Source organism: Pseudomonas sp. IAC-BECa141, assembly GCF_020544405.1.
In the GTDB taxonomy this organism is placed as follows: domain Bacteria; phylum Pseudomonadota; class Gammaproteobacteria; order Pseudomonadales; family Pseudomonadaceae; genus Aquipseudomonas.
In genome coordinates this window covers 6,106,374-6,123,385 of the sequence record NZ_CP065410.1, presented here as the reverse complement: position 1 = coordinate 6,123,385, position 17,012 = coordinate 6,106,374, and the positions used below count along the sequence as shown (strand labels likewise).

The following is a 17,012-nucleotide window of genomic DNA, read 5'->3' as shown; positions in this document are numbered from 1 at the left end:
CGGTACAGGGATAGCGCAAAAAAAGACCCGCGAAGGCGGGTCTTTTTCAATGGCTGGTTTCAAGTGCCGGACTTGATCCTGGTCCACGCCCGGGTCCGCGCCCGTTCTGCATCCCGTGGTAACGGTTGCAGGGTGTAGAGCGTGTTCATCGCCGCATCGGTCGGGTACAGATTCGGGTTGTTGCGAATCGCCGGGTCGACACGTTCGGTGGCGTCCTTGTTCGGGTTCGGATAACCGACGAAGTCACTCACCGGCGCAATCACCTGTGGTTGCAGCAGGTAGTTGATGAAGGTGTAGGCGTCCTGCGGGTTCTTCGCGCCTTTGGGGATGGCGAGCATGTCGAACCAGATCGGCGCGCCTTCCTTCGGCAGGCGCATGTCCACCACCACGCCGTTCTTCGCTTCCCTGGCGCGGTTGGCGGCTTGCGAGAAGCTGCCCGAGTAACCGACCGCGACGCAGATGTCACCGTTGGCGATATCGGCCATGTACTTGGACGAATGGAAGTAGGTCACGTACGGGCGGATCTTCAACAGCAGCGCTTCAGCCTTGGCGTAGTCCGCCGGGTTCTTGCTGTTGGGATCCAGGCCGAGGTGTTGCAGGGCCAGCGGCAGGATTTCCGACGGCGAGTCGAGCAGGGCCACGCCGCACTGCTTGAGCTTGCTGATGTTCTCCTCTTTGAAGATCAGATCCCAGCTGTCCACTGGTGCGTTGTCGCCCAGCGCTGCCTTGACCTTGGCCGGGTTGAAGCCGATCAGGATGGTGCCGTACATGTAGGGCACGGCGAATTTGTTGCCCGGATCGTTGGCCTCGATCAGCTTCATCAGTTTCGGGTCGAGGTGATTCCAGTTCGGCAACTGACTACGATCCAGCGGCTGGAATACCCCGGCCTCGATCTGCTTGGCGAGGAACACGTTGGACGGCACCACCACGTCGTAGCCCGAATTGCCGGTCAGCAGTTTGGCCTCCAGTGCTTCGTTGGTGTCGAAGATGTCGTAGACCAGTTTGGTCTGGCTGTTCTGCGCCTTGAAGTCTTCCAGTGCTTTGGGGGTGATGTAGTCGAACCAGTTGTAGACGCGCAGGGTGCGTTCCTCCGCGTGCGCCGCGCCGCTCAGCAGCGCTGCGCACAACGCCGGCGCGATGAGGTGCTTGAGTCTGCTCATTGTTCGAAACCTTCAAGCACGTTCACCGCGTTGATGCCGATTTCTTCCACCGCGTAGCCACCTTCCATGACGAACAGGGTCGGTTTGCCGAGAGCCGCGATGCGCTTGCCCATCGCCAGGTAATCGGGGCTGTCGAGCTTGAACTGCGAGATCGGGTCGTCCTTGAAGGTGTCGACGCCCAGCGACACGACGATGATGTCGGCGCCGTAGTTGTCGATCTCCTGGCAGGCCTGATCCAGCGCCGCGCTCCAGACATCCCAGCCGGAACCGGCCGGCAGCGGATAGTTGAAGTTGAAGCCTTCACCGGCGCCTTCGCCGCGCTCGTCTTCGTAGCCGAGGAAGAACGGGAACTCCGCTTCCGGGTGGCCGTGGATCGAGGTGAACAGCACGTCGCTACGCTCATAAAAAATCGATTGGGTGCCATTGCCGTGGTGGTAGTCGACGTCGAGGATCGCGACCTTCTTGTGGCCCTGATCAAGGAAAGCCTGCGCGGCGATGGCGGCGTTGTTGAGGTAGCAATAACCGCCCATCAAATCGCCGGCGGCGTGGTGTCCCGGCGGACGGCACAGGGCGAAGGCGCCACGGGCGCCGCGCTGGATTTCCGCTTGAGCGGTCAACGCCACTTGGGCTGCGCTGTAGGCGGCTTGCCAGGTACCGGCGGTGATCGGTGCGCCGCCGTCGAAGCTGTAATAGCCGAGCTGGCCGTGCAGGCTGGTCGGTTTGACCTGGCGCAAGGTGCGCGCCGGCCAGGTGTAAGGCAGCAAGTCGCCGTCGGTGTTGAATTCGGTCCAGCGCGCCCAGGCGCCTTTGAAGAAGTCGAGGTAGTCGCGGCTGTGGATGCGCTCGATCGGCCCGAGGCCGAAATCCTTCGGCGCCTCGACCGGGCCGAGGTTTTGATGTTTTACCCGTTGCAGCACGTGGTCGGCGCGCGACGGCATCTCGAAGCAAGGCTTGAGTTGCCCGTCGATCAATTCGCAGCGGCCATGGTGCAGGTGGTGATCGTCAGAGTAGATCGTCAGCATTTGTTGTTCTCCGCAGGGGCTGATTCGGTTGATCCCAGTGTTGCGGCGCGGAGCGAATCGGAGAACGGCCAGAGAGGCCAAAAGGGGATCGATGTGGCCAAAAATGCTGACCTGATATCGCCCCTGGACGGTTTAACCGTGTGGACGGAACTGACTCGGCGCCACGCCGCTCCAGCGCACGAACGCATGGCGGAAGCTCGCGGTTTCGCTGAAACCCAGGGTTTCGGCGATGCGGTAGATCGGCAACTGGTCCTCGCACAGCATCTGTTTGGCTCGCTCGAAACGCAGTTCGTCGAGCAGTTCCTGATAACTGCAACCCATGTCCTTCAGATGCCGGCGCAAGGTACGCGGCGAGCAGTTCATCTGCTGCGCCAGACCTTCCAGCCCCGGTGCGGCGTTGAGTTGCGCGCTGAGCAACTGACGGATCCGCCCCAGCCACGCCTGACGACCGGTGAACTCGGTGTTCTGCTTGCGGCAGCGCTCGGCCATGGCCTGGTGGGTGATGATGTCGGCCAGCGGCAGCGGTTGGTCGAGCCAGCGCCGGTCGAAGGCGAAAGCATTGTCCTTGGCGCCGAAGTGCACAGGTGCCTTGAAGTGTTCGGCGTAGCTGTCGCGATAATCTGGCGCGGTGTGCTCGAAGCGGGTGGCGAGCAGCGGTAGCGGATGACCGAGCAAGTCATCGCAGATGACTTTCAGCGACACCAGACAGAACTCGGCATTGAACACCGCCATTGCCGGGCTCTCGCGGTAATCGGCGGCGACGAACCAGACGCGCTCGCCGTCGTCTTCCAGGCTCAGTTCGAAAAGTGTTCCCAGCAGCGCCGGATAACGGATCGCCAGCCGCAAAGCGTCACCGAAGGTGGCACAGGTCAGCAGCGCGTAACCGAGGATGCCGTAGCAGGAAACATGCATGCGCCGGCCCAGTTCCAGGCCAATGTCGTGCTTGAGCGCGACCGCGTTGGCGCAGACCTGCATCTCCTGATTGGTGGTGATGCGGGTGTCGGCCCGGCTCAGATCCGCCGCGCTGATACCGCTGCCGGCCAGCAGCGCTTCGCTGGACAGGCCTTGATCCTTGAAGGTGTTGAGCACCAGGGCGACGGCGTTGAGGGTGGTGAGGTGGGAGTGGAGCATCGAAGACTTCCAGCCTTGGGGATACCGGAACAATGAGCAAATTGTGTGCCGCCAGCATGCCTGCATTAATCAAGCGATGGCCCGGTTAATAACTTGTCGATGTTGATAACTGAAGTTTTATTCTTCGGTTAAGTTAAAGTTATTGCTGTTGGCACTTAAAACTTAAAATAAAAACAATCATTCGACAACTGTCAAAGTTGACAGGTTTTTCGCGAAAACGCTGCCGTTCGTCAGTTATATTGGCTGATTGAAAACATTTTTTTATTTGTCGTGTTGATATTTGACTGCCAGTGGGTCTGTTGCTAGTTTCGATTGTAAGTGCACTTGTTGTTTTGAGGTTCCAATAAATTTCGGAGAACGGCTATGGATAACAATGGTTCGCAGGTCAACAACACCCGATCTTCAGCGGCTTCCTTGCCGAAGGGCATGATCAGAGGGCTTTTGGATGGTGGGAACTTTGCGCTACCTGGATTGCGCCTCGATAAAGAAGGCGTTGCTCTAGTGTTTGCTGACTATGACGGCCAAAGTTTCAAGAACAAAATCACGCTGCTGGTAAAACAAGAATACCTGGGCACGGAAGTTAAAATTCCGGAGCACGCACATTTCGAGATTACGACGGACGATGTTTTGTATCTCGATGGGGTAGGGACAGTAAAGCTGGAGCGTGTAACGGGGTTTCCGTGGATGGCGTTCAAAGGTATCGTCAGTGTTGATTTCGACAATGGAAAAAGGAAGTTTGCGGGAAGTTTTGATTTGGCTGAAGAGTAATTGTTGGTGCAGGCTCTCCCTGGGGAGGGCCTGCTTGTTTCAGGCATCAGATCGCAGGTCTGTGTTACTCAGAGCAGCTCCCCGCACAAGTCCAGTTCCATCAACCGGCGAACCTGCGCGACATCCAGCCCTGCGCCGAGCAATGCATTCAACTTGCCGAATGCCGCCTCACGGGTCATCCCGCCGCCGGACAACACGCCAACCCCGCGCAGACGGCTGCCGGCTTCGTAGACATCCAGCTCCACACCGCCCTCATGGCACTGCGTAACCGCAACCACGACCACGCCGTTATTGCGCGCCCGATCAAGGCTGGCCAGGAACGCCGGGTTATCGCTCGGTCCGGTGCCGCTGCCGTAGCACTCCAGCACCAGACCCTGGATGCCGCTGTCGAGCAGGCCGTCGATGATCTCGGCGCCGATGCCCGGGAACAGCGGCAGCACGGCAACCCTGGCCAGTTGCTTCGGCTGGTTGTAGTTCAGCGCGGCCGGCAGGGAAGTGGCTTTCACGCCACCGCCCTGACGCTCCAGACGTTTGAACGGATGACGGCCGAAGCTGCGCACTTTTGCGCAACGGGTCGGGGCCAGCAGTTCGCCGTGGAAATACAGATGCACGCCCGGCGCCAGGCCCTGGCCGAGGGCGACCAGCGCGCCGCTGAGGTTTTCCCAGGCGTCGCTGTCGGTGACGCCGGCCGGCAGCATCGAACCGGTGAAACACACACGGGCATGCAGGCCGAGCAACTGGAAGCTCATGGCGGCGGCGCTGTAGGCCAGGGTGTCGGTGCCATGCAGGATCAGCACACTGTCGCAGCCCTGCACATCAACGGCGTCGACCACCGCTTCGCGCAGTTGCTGCCAGTAGGCCGGGGTCATGTTGGCGCTGTCGATCAGCGGCGACATCTCGCGAAAGCGCCACTGCGGCACCACCAGCTCAGGCTGGCTGCGCAGGTAGTCGCGCATCCGCGCTTCGAAACCGGAGGCCGGGGCCAGGCCATTGGCGCTGGCTTGCATGCCGATGGTGCCACCGGTGTACAGCACCATGACGTGCTGGGCGGCAGGGTAGGTCGAGGAATTCATGGGGAGTTCTCCTGAGCGAGGACAGCAGGCGGTCGAGCATGACGCCGACCGCTGCCTGTGTCACGCCGGGCGCAAGAGCTGCGCCCGGTTTTTACCCGATCAGCGTTGCGCTGCCGGGATGCCTTGCGGCTGAGTGTTGGCCTGGGTGTCGGCCGACGGATTGGCAGGCCAGGCTTTGAGGTCCAGATCCAGGTCGCTGAACTTGCTGGAGTCGAACACTGGTTGGTCGACGCCGGCGCGGCGCTGCGCATCGTAGTCGCGCATCACGCGCATGCCGACCTTGAACAGCATGGCCAGGGCCATCAGGTTGACGAAGGCCAGGCAGGTCATGGTGATGTCGGCGAAGGCGAACACGGTCGACAGATCCTGCATCGAACCCCAGACCACCAGCGCCAGCACCAGACCGCGGAACGTCATCAGCACAGCGCGGTTGCGGGTGAGGAATTGCAGGCTGTTTTCGCCCAGATAGTAGTTGTAGAGGATGCAAGTAAAGACGAACAGCGACAGCGCGACGCTGACGAACAGGCGGCCCCAGTCACCGACCACGGCGGCCAGCGAGTTCTGGGTCAGGACGATGCCGTCACCTTCGAACCCCGGGGTGTAGAAGCCCGACAGCAGGATCAGCAGCGCGGTGCAGGTGCAGATCACGAAAGTATCGAGGAACACGCTGAACGCCTGAACCACGCCTTGAGCGCCAGGGTGCTTCACGGCGGCCACGGCGGCGACGTTCGGCGCACTGCCCAGACCGGCTTCGTTGGCGAATACGCCACGCTTCACGCCCATGACGATGGCGCTGCCAAGCAGGCCGCCGAAAGCCGGGTCGAGGCCGAAGGCACTCTTGAAGATGGTTTCCAGCATGGCTGGCACGTGTTCGATCTGGGTGCCGATCACGTACAGGGTCACGCCGATGTAGGCCAGGGTCTTGATCGGTACCAGCAGGTCGGACACCGAGGCAATACGCTTGATGCCACCGATGAAGGTAATGGCCAGCAGCACAGCCAGGACGATGCCGGTGTGTTGCGGGTCAAAGGCAAAGGCGTTTTGCAGCGAGTGGGTCACGGTGTAGGACTGCAGGCCGATGAAGGCGAAGCCGTAGGTGACCAGCAGCAGAATCGAGAACACCACCGCCATGCCTTTGAGTTTCAGGCCGTGCTGGATGTAGTAAGCCGGACCGCCACGGTACAGACCGTCGCCGTCGGCGCGCTTGTAGACCTGGGCCAGGGTGCATTCGAAGAAGCTGCTGGACATGCCGACCAGAGCGGTCACCCACATCCAGAACACCGCACCCGGACCACCGAGGGTCACGGCGATGCCGACACCGGCGATGTTGCCCGCACCGACGCGGCCGGCAAGGCTGAGCATCAGGGCCTGGAACGAACTGAGCTGCCCGGCGTTGCCTTTGAGGCTGTCGCGGAACACCGCGAACATGTGGAAGAAGTGGCGCAATTGAACGAAACGCGAGCGAATCGTGAAGTAGCTACCGAGCCCGACAATGAGCACGATCAGTACTTTCCCTGAGAGGAAGTCGTTGATGACTTCGAGCATGGATTTTTCCTCGCTGTTTATTGTGTAAGCAAATGCTGGATGGTCGGAAACATCGCGTTACACCGGTGTGCGCGCGGCACAACGGGCGAGGCGAGGGTTTCGTCCCGGATCCATATCGCGGGTTTGTTATTAGTTCGGGTTTCGCATGGGTTATGGCCTCGTTACCGACGACCGCTCACGCGAAGAGGGGCGGCACTATACCGATCAGTGCGGCGCCCGTCTGCACGGTTGTGGTGCAAGCGACGAAACGAAGCTTTGAAACACCCGACGTTACCGGCGTCGGGCTTGTCTGGGAGCCGGTTTGCGGCCAGCTTCCATACATACGGTTCTCAGGTTCAAACAGTTAAAAAAAAGGGCTCGGGGAATGCTCCCCAAGCCCTCAAAAGGTGAGAGGTGTCTAGTCCCTCGACCTGGTGAGCGGTGCTACAAGTAACGCGTCGGATCAGGCCTTCAGAGGCACCAGACGCGGAGCAATCATGTTTTCCGGGCGCAGGATGTCGGCGAGCATGGCTTCGTCGAGCAGACCTTCTTCGCGCACCAGTTCCAGCACGCCGCGGCCGCTTTCAAGGGCGATACGGGCGATGCGGGTGGCGTTTTTGTAGCCGATGTACGGGTTCAGTGCGGTGACCAGACCGATCGAGTGTTCGACCAGTTCACGGCAGCGCGCTTCGTTGGCGGTGATGCCGACGATGCAGTGCTCGCGCAGCATGTCCATGGCGCGTTGCAGCAGACGGATCGAGTCGAGGATCTTGAAAGCGATCAGTGGCTCCATCACGTTCAGTTGCAGTTGGCCGCCTTCGGCTGCCATGGTCAGCGCCAGATCGTTACCGATGACCTGGAAGGCCACCTGGTTCACGGCTTCCGGGATGACCGGGTTGACCTTGCCTGGCATGATCGAGCTGCCTGGCTGACGCGCCGGCAGGTTGATTTCGTTGATGCCGGTGCGCGGGCCGCTGGACAGCAGACGCAGGTCGTTGCAGATCTTCGACAGCTTGACCGCGGTGCGCTTGAGCATGCCGGAGAACAGCACGAAGGCGCCCATGTCGGAGGTGGCTTCGATCAGGTCGGCGGCTGGAACCAGCGGCTGACCACTGATCAGCGCCAGACGCTTTACGGCCAGGGCCTGATAGCGCGGGTCGGCGTTGATGCCGGTGCCGATCGCGGTGCCGCCCAGGTTCACTTCGGTCAGGACTTCCGGAGCCAGTGTCTTCAGACGGGCCAGGTCTTCGCTCATGGTGGTGGCGAAGGCGCGGAACTCTTGACCCAAAGTCATCGGCACGGCGTCTTGCAGCTGGGTACGACCCATCTTCAGGACGTGGTTGAACTCTTCACCCTTGGCCGCGAATGCCTGAATCAGGCTGTCGAGGCTGGCCAGCAGCGCGTCGTGACCCAGCAGCAGACCCAGACGGATTGCGGTCGGGTAGGCGTCGTTGGTCGACTGCGCCATGTTCACGTCGTCGTTCGGGTGCAGGTACTGGTACTCGCCCTTCTGGTGACCCATCGCTTCCAGCGCGATGTTGGCGATCACTTCGTTGGCGTTCATGTTGGTGGAGGTACCGGCGCCACCTTGAATCATGTCGACCACGAACTCTTCGTGGAAATCACCGCGGATCAGACGTGCACAGGCTTCGCTGATGGCAGCGTGCTTGGCTTCGCTCAGGTGGCCCAGCTCACGGTTGGCGTCAGCGGCGGCCTGTTTGACCATCGCCAGACCGACAACCAGCTTCGGGTAGTGCGAAATCGGAACGCCGGAGAGGCGGAAGTTGTTCACCGCTCGCAGGGTCTGGATGCCGTAATACGCTTGAGCAGGGACTTCGAGGGCGCCAAGCAGGTCGTTTTCTGTGCGGAATGATGCAGCGGAGGACATGATAGAAATCATCTCGATATGGACCCGGTCTGTGCCGGAACGCTGCGAATGCTAGGCTTGTGGGAGTTTTTGGGCCAATGCTGTTAAACACTGCCCTATGCACATTCGGCATAATGCCCGTGTGACGCCGCGTGCGCGGCAGACGTGTGACCCGTTTTGGTGCGTGTCCGGGAGGACGTGATGAATCTGGAAAGCAAATGGCTCGAGGACTTCAGTGCTCTGGCCGCCACCCGCAGCTTCTCGCAGGCGGCCGAACGGCGCTTCGTGACCCAGCCGGCCTTCAGTCGGCGGATCCGCAGCCTGGAAGCGGCGCTCGGGCTGACGCTGGTCAACCGCTCGCGTACGCCGGTCGAGCTGACAGCGGCGGGGCAACTGTTCCTGGTGACCGCGCGCACCGTGGTCGAGCAGCTCGGTGAAGTGCTGCGCCATCTTCATCATCTGGAAGGCGGGCAGGGCGAAGTGATCCAGGTCGCGGCGGCGCACTCGCTGGCCCTCGGTTTTTTCCCGCGCTGGATCGCGCAACTGCGCAACGAAGGCCTGAACATCGCCACGCGGCTGGTGGCGACCAACGTCGGCGACGCAGTGCACGCGCTGCGTGAAGGTGGCTGCGATCTGATGCTGGCCTTCTATGACCCGGACGCGGCCATGCAGATGGACCCGGAAATCTTCCCGTCGCTGCACCTGGGCCACACCGAAATGCTTCCTGTGTGTGCGGCGGATGCCAACGGCAAACCGCTGTTCGATCTGGAAGGCGAGGGCAGTGTGCCGTTGCTGGCGTACAGCGCCGGGGCGTTTCTCGGGCGTTCGGTAAACGGTTTGCTGCGCCAGCGTCAGCTGCGCTTCACCACCATCTATGAAACCGCCATGGCTGACAGCCTTAAAAGCATGGCCCTGGAAGGCCTCGGCATTGCCTGGGTTCCGCAGTTGAGTGTGCGGAACGAACTGGCCCGGGGCGAACTGGTGATCTGCGGTGGTCCGCAATGGCATGTGCCACTGGAGATTCGCCTCTACCGCTGTGCGCTGGTGCGCAAGGCCAATGTGCGGTTGTTGTGGCGCAAGCTGGAAGGCGGTGCCGCACAATCTTCCTGAATGCGCTGGCGCTGACCTTTGAGTCAATAAAACCGGGGCTTTGGCTCATTTGACAGATGGTCGCAACGGGGGCTGTTTATTGCTTTCTTTGCGGTATACTGCGCGGCCTTCGGCCGGTTCGTCCGGCCATTTTTCCTACAACAAGCCACGCATTCTGCGTGGCTTGTTGTTTTTGACGCGCCTGCGGGCGCCCAGAGAGAAGAGGCGCGACGATGAGTGCACTGGTTGGCGTGATCATGGGCTCCAAGTCCGATTGGTCCACCCTTAGCCACACCGCCGATATGCTGGAAAAGCTCGGCATCCCTTACGAGGTCAAGGTGGTATCCGCCCATCGCACCCCGGATCTGCTGTTCCAGTACGCCGAAGAGGCTGAAGGCCGCGGCATCGAGGTGATCATCGCCGGTGCCGGTGGCGCAGCCCACCTGCCAGGCATGTGTGCGGCCAAGACCCACCTGCCGGTGCTGGGCGTGCCGGTGCAGTCGGCCATGCTCTCGGGCGTCGACTCGCTGCTGTCGATCGTGCAGATGCCGGCCGGTATTCCGGTTGCGACTCTGGCCATCGGCAAGGCGGGCGCGATTAACGCCGCGCTGTTGTCGGCGAGCATCCTGGGCGCCAAGCATCCACAATTCCACGCGGTACTGAAGACCTTCCGTGCCGAGCAGACAGACAGCGTCCTGGACAATCCAGACCCACGTATTGCCTGAGGTTGTTGAGATGAAGATCGGTGTAATCGGTGGCGGCCAGTTGGGTCGCATGTTGGCCCTGGCGGGCACCCCGCTGGGCATGAACTTCGCTTTCCTCGACCCTGCGCCGGACGCTTGCGCCGCTGCGCTGGGCGAACACCTGCGGGCCGATTACGGCGATCAGGATCATCTGCGCCAATTGGCCGATGAAGTCGATCTGGTGACCTTCGAGTTCGAAAGCGTCCCGGCCGAAACCGTGGCCTTCCTTTCGCAATTCGTACCGGTCTACCCGAGTGCCGAAGCCCTGCGCATCGCTCGCGACCGCTGGTTCGAAAAGAGCATGTTCAAGGACCTCGGGATTCCGACCCCGGCATTCGCCGACATCCAGTCGCAAGCCGACCTGGACGCCGCCGTTGCTTCGATCGGTCTGCCGGCCGTGCTGAAAACCCGTACCCTGGGTTACGACGGCAAGGGCCAGAAAGTCCTGCGCAAGCCGGAAGACGTGGTCGATACCTTCGCTGAACTGGGTAGCGTGCCTTGCCTGCTGGAAGGCTTCGTGCCATTCACCGGTGAAGTGTCGCTGATCGCCGTGCGCGCCCGCGATGGCGAGACCAGGTTCTATCCGCTGGTGCACAACACTCACGACAGCGGCATCCTCAAGCTGTCGGTCGCCAGCTCCGATCACCCGCTGCAGGCGCTGGCCGAAGACTATTCCAGCCGCGTGCTCAAGCAGCTGGATTATGTCGGCGTGATGGCGTTCGAGTTTTTTGAGGTCGACGGTGGCCTCAAGGCCAACGAAATCGCTCCGCGCGTGCACAACTCCGGGCACTGGACCACCGAAGGCGCCGAGTGCAGCCAGTTCGAAAACCATCTGCGAGCCGTTGCCGGTCTGCCGCTGGGTTCGACTGCCAAGGTCGGCGAGAGCGCGATGCTCAACTTCATCGGCGTCGTGCCGCCGGTGGAGAAAGTCATCGCCATCGATGATTGCCATCTGCATCACTACGGCAAGGCCTTCAAGGCCGGGCGCAAGGTCGGTCACGCCAATCTGCGCTGCAAGGACAAGGCGACTCTCGAGCAGCAGATCCTCAAGGTCGAAGCGCTGATCGCCGAGTAACGACAGTTTCATCTGGCAGCGGCGGAACCATTAAGGGGCCGCCGCTCTCTCATGGCAGGATGCCAAAGTCTGACTAGGCTTGGGCATATCTACTATTCAGAGGGAAATGCCATGGGAATTATCGGAACCATCTTTATCGGCCTCATCGTCGGCCTGCTGGCGCGGTTCCTGAAACCGGGCGATGACAGCATGGGCTGGATCATGACCATCCTGCTCGGTATCGGCGGTTCGCTGGCAGCCACTTACGGCGGCCAGGCCCTGGGCATCTATCAGGCGGGTCAGGGCGCAGGCTTCATCGGCGCGCTGGTCGGCGCGATCATCCTGCTGGTGATCTACGGCCTGATCAAAAAGAACTGATCCAAAGCGACAAAGCCCTCTCTGCCAATCCGGCGGGGAGGGCTAGAATGCTCGGCGATTCAGCGTTCCCTCCTTATTCGAGCATCCTTTACCGAGCACCTCCATGCGCCGTCTTCTATTGACTCTCCTTTTGCTGGGCAGCGGTCTGGCTCACGCCGGCGATCTGCCGGAAACCGACTGGCTGGAACTGATGCCCAAGTCGGATCAGAAAGCCCTTGAGGCCATGCCTGAAATCGACCACAACTCCCCGGAAGCCACCGGCACCTTCACCCAGAAGGGCGGGATGAAGCAGGCCAAGGGTTTGCCGGCGGTGATGTATTCGACCAAGACCGTGGCGTCGATGAACGACAAGCACATCCGTATCGGTGGTTACCCGGTGCCGCTGGAGTCCGACGCCAAGGGGCGCAGCACGCTGTTCTTCCTCGTGCCGTATCCGGGCGCGTGCATTCATGTGCCGCCACCGCCGCCGAATCAACTGGTGCTGGTGCGTTATCCAAAAGGCTTGAAATTGGATGACATCTACACGCCGCTGTGGGTGACCGGCACGCTGAAGATCGAAAAGGTCAGCAATGACCTGGCCGATGCGGCGTATGCGCTGGACGCGGACAAGGTGCGGGTGGTGCAGGAATCGGATCTGTAATTGCGACCCGCAAAAAAAATCGCAGCCCCAGGGCTGCGATTTTTGTTTTCAGAGGGGCTGGCTGCCGACGCTCACACCCAGGGTGTGGCTGGCATCCGGCGCCAGGTTCATCACATCGTTCATCACGTTCGCCGTCTCGATGCACAGCATGCGTTGCCAGCCGTCGTTATCCATGTCGCTGAGCGCGGCGGCGCGGTCGATCCACGGGTTCCAGATCACCGCCGTGCGTGAGCCGGTGGTGTTCAGCACGATGCGTCGTTCCCAGGCTGGGTCGATGATGCTCAATTGCGGTGGGGCGTCGAGGTAGATGCGGTCGGTTTCTGCGGCGAAACGCAGATCGCCTTGCTGGGTGTGAGTCTTCCAGTCATCCAGGGTCTCGATGTAGTCCAGGCCATCCACGCCTTCGACGCGCACGTTGCGCACATCGCTGACCGCAAAATAGCTGTGCAGCGCCTGACTGATGCTGACGGTGTCGGTGCCACGGTTGTGGCTGGTCAGGCTGATGTGCAACTGATCGTCGAGGCGCAGGGTCAGGGTCAGGTCGACCTGATGCGGCCATTCCGGAAAACCGCCCTCGGGGTAAGGCAGCTTGAATTCCACTTTCAGGCTTTCGCCTTCGGCTTCGATGCCGCCCAGTTCCCAATCCATCGCCCGGACAAATCCGTGGGCCCCGGCCGGTTCTTCGCTCGTGCGCATCGCCTGCACGCTCTGCGGGTTGCGGGCGAAGATGCCGAACCACGGCCAGCACACCGGCACGCCGGCGCGGATGCTCTTGCCGGTCTTGAACACGGCCTTGTCGTTCAGCCAGATCAGTGGCGGCTGGCCGTCTACCTGATAACTGAGGATGTGCGCGCCTTGCTGGGCCACCAGCACTTCGGCCTGACCGTGGCGGATGCGCCAGCAGTTCAGTTCATCCAGTTTCACGGCTTCAACGTTGGGCGTGTTCATGGGGCAACTCTCGATCAGCAACTTGGACGACTATCGACCGTGAAACGGCCGCGAGGTTTAACAGGCGCGCGGCGGAACCGAACGGGTGCGACCGCTGCCATCGATGGCAACGAACACGAACACGGCTTCGGTCACTTTACGCCACTCGCTGGACAGCGGGTCGTCGCTCCACACCTCGACCATCATCTGGATCGAGCTGCGGCCGATTTCCAGGGTCTGGGTATAAAAGGACAATTGCGCGCCGACAGCCACCGGCACCAGAAAAGCCATGCGGTCGATGGCGACGGTTGCGACACGGCCACCGGCGACGCGGCTGGCCATGGCAGTGCCTGCCAGGTCCATCTGCGCCACCAGCCAGCCGCCGAAAATATCGCCGAAGCCGTTGGTTTCGCGGGGAAGTGCGGTGATTTGCAGGGCCAGGTCGCCTTGCGGGATCGGATCTTCTTGTTCGAGCTCTATCATGCCTGGGGTGCCTCTGACCCGTGACTCTTCGTTGGGTATTGCTGGTGGTAGCCGTCTTCGGGAAAAACGATTCAGCACCGAACATACTACGTTCGTCACGTTTTCCATCAGGCGCCTAAGGAGAAACTCTGCGAAACCGGCTAATCCCGAGCAAGGGTCGGGCCAACGGCGTTTTCGCACAGCAACCCCTTACAAACCGGAGCAAGGTTGCGAGTATATCGGTCGGTAGACTCCGCGACGACCGTCCGGTTCTCATTTCGACCGGCAAATACGCGTCTCTATGTGCTTTTTCGAACAATTTGCTATGGTGCCGAACCTGCCCGAGCCACAGCCAGCGTTGTTGTGGCGGCAGATCCGACTATAAGAGAAGACCTTGCCATGACCACAGCGCCCTCGAGCCTCGCGCAGCCCGACCAACCCGCACGACCGTTGACCCGCAATGACTACAAGACTCTGTCGCTATCGGCCCTGGGGGGCGCGCTGGAGTTTTACGATTTCATCATCTTTGTGTTCTTTGCCACCGTGGTCGGCAAATTGTTCTTCCCGGCCGACATGCCCGAGTGGCTGCGCCTGATGCAGACCTTCGGCATCTTCGCCGCCGGTTACCTCGCGCGGCCGCTGGGCGGGATCGTGATGGCGCACTTCGGCGACCTGCTGGGGCGCAAGAAGATGTTCACCCTGAGCATTTTCATGATGGCCGTGCCGACCCTGATCATGGGCCTGCTGCCGACCTACGCGCAGATCGGCCTGTGGGCGCCGATCCTGTTGCTGTTGATGCGGGTGATCCAGGGCGCTGCGATTGGCGGTGAGGTTCCGGGGGCGTGGGTCTTCGTTTCCGAACACGTACCCGGCAAGCACATCGGCTATGCCTGCGGCACCCTGACCAGCGGCCTGACCGCTGGCATCCTGCTCGGCTCGCTGGTCGCCACTGCGATCAACAGCATCTATACGCCAACGGAAGTTTCGGATTACGCCTGGCGGATCCCGTTCCTGTTGGGTGGCGTGTTCGGCCTGTTCTCGGTCTACCTGCGTCGCTGGCTGCATGAAACTCCGGTGTTCGCCGAACTGCAACAGCGCAAGGCGCTGGCCGAAGAAGTGCCGCTGCGTGCAGTGCTGCGTGACCATCGCGGGGCCATCGCCGTGTCGATGCTGCTGACCTGGCTGCTGTCCGCCGGGATCGTCGTGGTGATCCTGATGACCCCGACCGTGCTGCAAACGGTCTATCACTTTTCGCCGACCACCGCGCTGCAATCCAACAGCCTTGCCATCGTCTTCTTGAGCTTTGGCTGCATCCTTTCCGGCGCACTGGCGGATCGCTTCGGTGCCGGACGCGTATTCGTGGTCGGTTGCACGGCGCTGCTGGCCAGCTCCTGGACCTTCTATCACAGCCTCGCCGATCACCCGGACTGGCTGTTCCCGCTGTATGCGCTGACCGGACTGCTGGTCGGCACCATCGGCGCGGTGCCGTATGTGATGGTGAAAGCATTCCCGCCGGTCGTGCGCTTCAGTGGTCTGTCCTTTTCTTATAACGTCGCTTACGCGATCTTCGGCGGCCTGACCCCGATGGTCGTCAGCCTGCTGCTGAAAGAAAGCGCGATGGGGCCTGCCTACTATGTAGCGGTGCTGTGCGGGATGGGGATCCTGGTCGGCGCGTGGTTGTGGAGCAAAGGTCGCTAAATTCCCCTCACGCTGATCGTTCCCACGCTCTGCGTGGGAATGCATCCTGTGACGCTCCGCGTCACGTCTTGAAGCGGACGCGGAGCGTCCATGGCGGCGTTCCCACGCAGAGCGTGGGAACGATCTGTCACGACATGCTGGCCTTTCATCCAATTGTCATATTTCAGCCATAGAGTGTTCACACGGCCTGCTGATACTTGGCCCCGACTTAACACACCCTATCTGCTAGGAGTAAGGCATGAAACTGAAGCGTTTGATGGCGGCAATGACTTTTGTCGCTGCTGGCGTTGCGACTGCCAACGCGGTTGCCGCTGTTGACCCTGCTATCCCGAGCTACACCAAGACCACTGGTGTGTCGGGCAACCTGTCCAGCGTCGGCTCCGATACCCTGGCCAACCTCATGACCCTCTGGGCTGAGAACTACAAAAAAGAATACCCGAACGTAAACATCCAGATTCAGGCCGCAGGCTCCGCCACTGCGCCACCTGCGCTGACTGAAGGCACCTCCAACCTGGGCCCGATGAGCCGCAAGATGAAGGACACCGAACTGGCGGCCTTCGAGCAGAAATACGGCTACAAGCCAACCGCTATCCCGGTTGCCGTGGACGCCCTGGCTGTATTCGTGCACAAGGACAACCCGATCCAGCACCTGACCATGGAACAGGTTGACGCGATCTTCTCGTCCACCCGTCTGTGCGGCGCCAAGACCGACGTGAAAACCTGGGGTGACCTGGGCGTGACCGGCGACCTGGCCAACAAGCCGGTTCAACTGTTCGGTCGCAACTCGGTATCCGGCACTTACGGCTACTTCAAGGAAGAAGCCCTGTGCAAAGGCGACTACAAGCCTAACGTCAACGAACAGCCAGGCTCGGCTTCGGTTGTGCAGTCGATCAGCTCCTCGCTGAACGGCATCGGTTACTCGGGCATCGGCTACAAGACCGCCAGCGTGAAAACCGTTGCTCTGTCGAAGAAAGGCAGCACTGACTTCATCGAAGACAGCGAAGAAAACGCCCTGAACGGCAAGTACCCGCTGTCGCGTTTCCTGTACGTATACGTCAACAAAGCCCCGAACAAGCCTCTGGCCCCGCTGGAAGCCGAGTTCGTGAAACTGGTTCTGTCGAAACAGGGTCAGGAAGTGGTCGTGAAAGACGGTTACATCCCACTGCCAGCCAAGGTTGCTGCAAAAGCACTGGCTGACCTGGGTCTGAAGGAAGGCGGCGCTGAAGTCGCAAAAAAGTAACAAACTGAGTCAGGGGTGAACCCCGCCTGACTCATGTGTGGGGCCCGGCCCGCAAGCGGCCCGGCCCCCACACTTCCCGAATTCTTCTATCCACTGCCAGTGCCCTGCTGGCGGCGGATTTGGTGCGTCACTGCATTGTCATCTTTCTGTCATACAGGATCGCTAGGGTGTGCGCATGAATGATCTGGCCAATTCCAAAATGACTACGAACCCTCCCAAGCGCATTGACTTCAATA

Annotated in this window: 16 protein-coding genes; 8 read left to right on the top strand and 8 right to left on the bottom strand. The window is 60.9% G+C overall.

The window, feature by feature from the left end:
• Positions 1–59: 59 nt before the first annotated feature.
• The 3 genes from I5961_RS28165 to I5961_RS28155 form a co-directional block, all read right to left on the bottom strand.
• Complete coding sequence (locus I5961_RS28165; protein ID WP_227233949.1) at positions 60–1,160, bottom strand: polyamine ABC transporter substrate-binding protein; 1,101 nt, start codon at positions 1,158–1,160, stop codon at positions 60–62.
• The gene (locus I5961_RS28160) at positions 1,157–2,182 is read right to left on the bottom strand and encodes a histone deacetylase family protein (protein WP_085696733.1); all 1,026 of its coding nucleotides are present in this window, start codon (positions 2,180–2,182) and stop codon (positions 1,157–1,159) included. The genes I5961_RS28165 and I5961_RS28160 overlap by 4 nt, the downstream gene beginning before the upstream one ends.
• A 132-nt stretch (positions 2,183–2,314) precedes the next feature.
• Complete coding sequence (locus I5961_RS28155; protein ID WP_227233947.1) at positions 2,315–3,313, bottom strand: AraC family transcriptional regulator; 999 nt, start codon at positions 3,311–3,313, stop codon at positions 2,315–2,317.
• A gap of 363 nt (positions 3,314–3,676) precedes the next feature.
• Between I5961_RS28155 and I5961_RS28150 the strand changes: the two genes are divergently transcribed.
• A complete protein-coding gene (locus I5961_RS28150; RefSeq protein ID WP_227233946.1) occupies positions 3,677–4,081 on the top strand; it encodes a hypothetical protein in 405 nt (134 codons plus the stop codon).
• Between the two features lie 68 nt (positions 4,082–4,149).
• On the opposite strand, the gene I5961_RS28145 is transcribed toward I5961_RS28150, so the two are convergent.
• The 3 genes from I5961_RS28145 to aspA form a co-directional block, all read right to left on the bottom strand.
• Positions 4,150–5,154 carry an asparaginase gene (locus I5961_RS28145; protein WP_227233945.1) on the bottom strand — a complete coding sequence of 335 codons (1,005 nt, stop codon included), beginning with the start codon at positions 5,152–5,154 and terminating at the stop codon, positions 4,150–4,152.
• Between the two features lie 99 nt (positions 5,155–5,253).
• The gene (locus I5961_RS28140; RefSeq protein ID WP_085696737.1) at positions 5,254–6,699 is read right to left on the bottom strand and encodes an alanine/glycine:cation symporter family protein; all 1,446 of its coding nucleotides are present in this window, start codon (positions 6,697–6,699) and stop codon (positions 5,254–5,256) included.
• 442 nt (positions 6,700–7,141) lie between these two features.
• Positions 7,142–8,566, bottom strand: coding sequence for an aspartate ammonia-lyase (gene aspA / locus I5961_RS28135; protein ID WP_085696738.1), 1,425 nt, complete (start codon positions 8,564–8,566; stop codon positions 7,142–7,144).
• A 180-nt stretch (positions 8,567–8,746) separates the two neighbouring features.
• Between aspA and I5961_RS28130 the strand changes: the two genes are divergently transcribed.
• The 5 genes from I5961_RS28130 to I5961_RS28110 all read left to right on the top strand — a co-directional run bounded on the left by I5961_RS28130 (position 8,747) and on the right by I5961_RS28110 (position 12,449).
• Positions 8,747–9,655 (top strand): LysR substrate-binding domain-containing protein, encoded by a 909-nt coding sequence (locus tag I5961_RS28130; RefSeq protein ID WP_085702292.1) that lies wholly within the window; start codon positions 8,747–8,749, stop codon positions 9,653–9,655.
• A gap of 212 nt (positions 9,656–9,867) precedes the next feature.
• Positions 9,868–10,359 (top strand): 5-(carboxyamino)imidazole ribonucleotide mutase, encoded by a 492-nt coding sequence (purE, locus tag I5961_RS28125; protein ID WP_007954291.1) that lies wholly within the window; start codon positions 9,868–9,870, stop codon positions 10,357–10,359.
• Between the two features lie 10 nt (positions 10,360–10,369).
• Positions 10,370–11,452, top strand: a complete 1,083-nt coding sequence (locus I5961_RS28120; RefSeq protein ID WP_085702293.1) for a 5-(carboxyamino)imidazole ribonucleotide synthase — start codon at positions 10,370–10,372, stop codon at positions 11,450–11,452.
• A 111-nt stretch (positions 11,453–11,563) separates the two neighbouring features.
• The gene (locus I5961_RS28115) at positions 11,564–11,809 is read left to right on the top strand and encodes a GlsB/YeaQ/YmgE family stress response membrane protein (RefSeq protein WP_085696742.1); all 246 of its coding nucleotides are present in this window, start codon (positions 11,564–11,566) and stop codon (positions 11,807–11,809) included.
• A gap of 103 nt (positions 11,810–11,912) precedes the next feature.
• Positions 11,913–12,449 (top strand): DUF3299 domain-containing protein, encoded by a 537-nt coding sequence (locus I5961_RS28110; RefSeq protein WP_085696744.1) that lies wholly within the window; start codon positions 11,913–11,915, stop codon positions 12,447–12,449.
• Between the two features lie 48 nt (positions 12,450–12,497).
• On the opposite strand, the gene I5961_RS28105 is transcribed toward I5961_RS28110, so the two are convergent.
• Together I5961_RS28105 and I5961_RS28100 are read right to left on the bottom strand one after the other, a co-directional pair.
• Positions 12,498–13,397 (bottom strand): D-hexose-6-phosphate mutarotase, encoded by a 900-nt coding sequence (locus I5961_RS28105; protein ID WP_227233944.1) that lies wholly within the window; start codon positions 13,395–13,397, stop codon positions 12,498–12,500.
• Positions 13,398–13,454: 57 nt separating this feature from the next.
• A complete protein-coding gene (locus tag I5961_RS28100) occupies positions 13,455–13,859 on the bottom strand; it encodes an acyl-CoA thioesterase (RefSeq protein WP_085696748.1) in 405 nt (134 codons plus the stop codon).
• A gap of 378 nt (positions 13,860–14,237) precedes the next feature.
• Here I5961_RS28100 and I5961_RS28095 point away from each other — a divergent pair, with 378 nt between their 5' ends.
• Both I5961_RS28095 and I5961_RS28090 read left to right on the top strand, forming a co-directional pair.
• Positions 14,238–15,536, top strand: a complete 1,299-nt coding sequence (locus I5961_RS28095) for an MFS transporter (protein ID WP_227233942.1) — start codon at positions 14,238–14,240, stop codon at positions 15,534–15,536.
• Between the two features lie 238 nt (positions 15,537–15,774).
• Positions 15,775–16,776 carry a phosphate ABC transporter substrate-binding protein PstS gene (locus I5961_RS28090; RefSeq protein WP_085696751.1) on the top strand — a complete coding sequence of 334 codons (1,002 nt, stop codon included), beginning with the start codon at positions 15,775–15,777 and terminating at the stop codon, positions 16,774–16,776.
• The last annotated feature ends 236 nt before the right edge of the window (positions 16,777–17,012 follow it).

Coding starts and splice junctions, on each gene's coding strand:
- I5961_RS28110 (WP_085696744.1), top strand. CDS start 11,913: ATGCGCCGTCTTCTATTGACTCTCCTTTTGCTGGGCAGCGGTCTGGCT.
- I5961_RS28150 (WP_227233946.1), top strand. CDS start 3,677: ATGGATAACAATGGTTCGCAGGTCAACAACACCCGATCTTCAGCGGCT.
- I5961_RS28105 (WP_227233944.1), bottom strand. CDS start 13,397: ATGAACACGCCCAACGTTGAAGCCGTGAAACTGGATGAACTGAACTGC.
- purE (WP_007954291.1), top strand. CDS start 9,868: ATGAGTGCACTGGTTGGCGTGATCATGGGCTCCAAGTCCGATTGGTCC.
- I5961_RS28115 (WP_085696742.1), top strand. CDS start 11,564: ATGGGAATTATCGGAACCATCTTTATCGGCCTCATCGTCGGCCTGCTG.
- aspA (WP_085696738.1), bottom strand. CDS start 8,566: ATGTCCTCCGCTGCATCATTCCGCACAGAAAACGACCTGCTTGGCGCC.
- I5961_RS28120 (WP_085702293.1), top strand. CDS start 10,370: ATGAAGATCGGTGTAATCGGTGGCGGCCAGTTGGGTCGCATGTTGGCC.
- I5961_RS28095 (WP_227233942.1), top strand. CDS start 14,238: ATGACCACAGCGCCCTCGAGCCTCGCGCAGCCCGACCAACCCGCACGA.
- I5961_RS28160 (WP_085696733.1), bottom strand. CDS start 2,182: ATGCTGACGATCTACTCTGACGATCACCACCTGCACCATGGCCGCTGC.
- I5961_RS28165 (WP_227233949.1), bottom strand. CDS start 1,160: ATGAGCAGACTCAAGCACCTCATCGCGCCGGCGTTGTGCGCAGCGCTG.
- I5961_RS28100 (WP_085696748.1), bottom strand. CDS start 13,859: ATGATAGAGCTCGAACAAGAAGATCCGATCCCGCAAGGCGACCTGGCC.
- I5961_RS28155 (WP_227233947.1), bottom strand. CDS start 3,313: ATGCTCCACTCCCACCTCACCACCCTCAACGCCGTCGCCCTGGTGCTC.
- I5961_RS28090 (WP_085696751.1), top strand. CDS start 15,775: ATGAAACTGAAGCGTTTGATGGCGGCAATGACTTTTGTCGCTGCTGGC.
- I5961_RS28145 (WP_227233945.1), bottom strand. CDS start 5,154: ATGAATTCCTCGACCTACCCTGCCGCCCAGCACGTCATGGTGCTGTAC.
- I5961_RS28140 (WP_085696737.1), bottom strand. CDS start 6,699: ATGCTCGAAGTCATCAACGACTTCCTCTCAGGGAAAGTACTGATCGTG.
- I5961_RS28130 (WP_085702292.1), top strand. CDS start 8,747: ATGAATCTGGAAAGCAAATGGCTCGAGGACTTCAGTGCTCTGGCCGCC.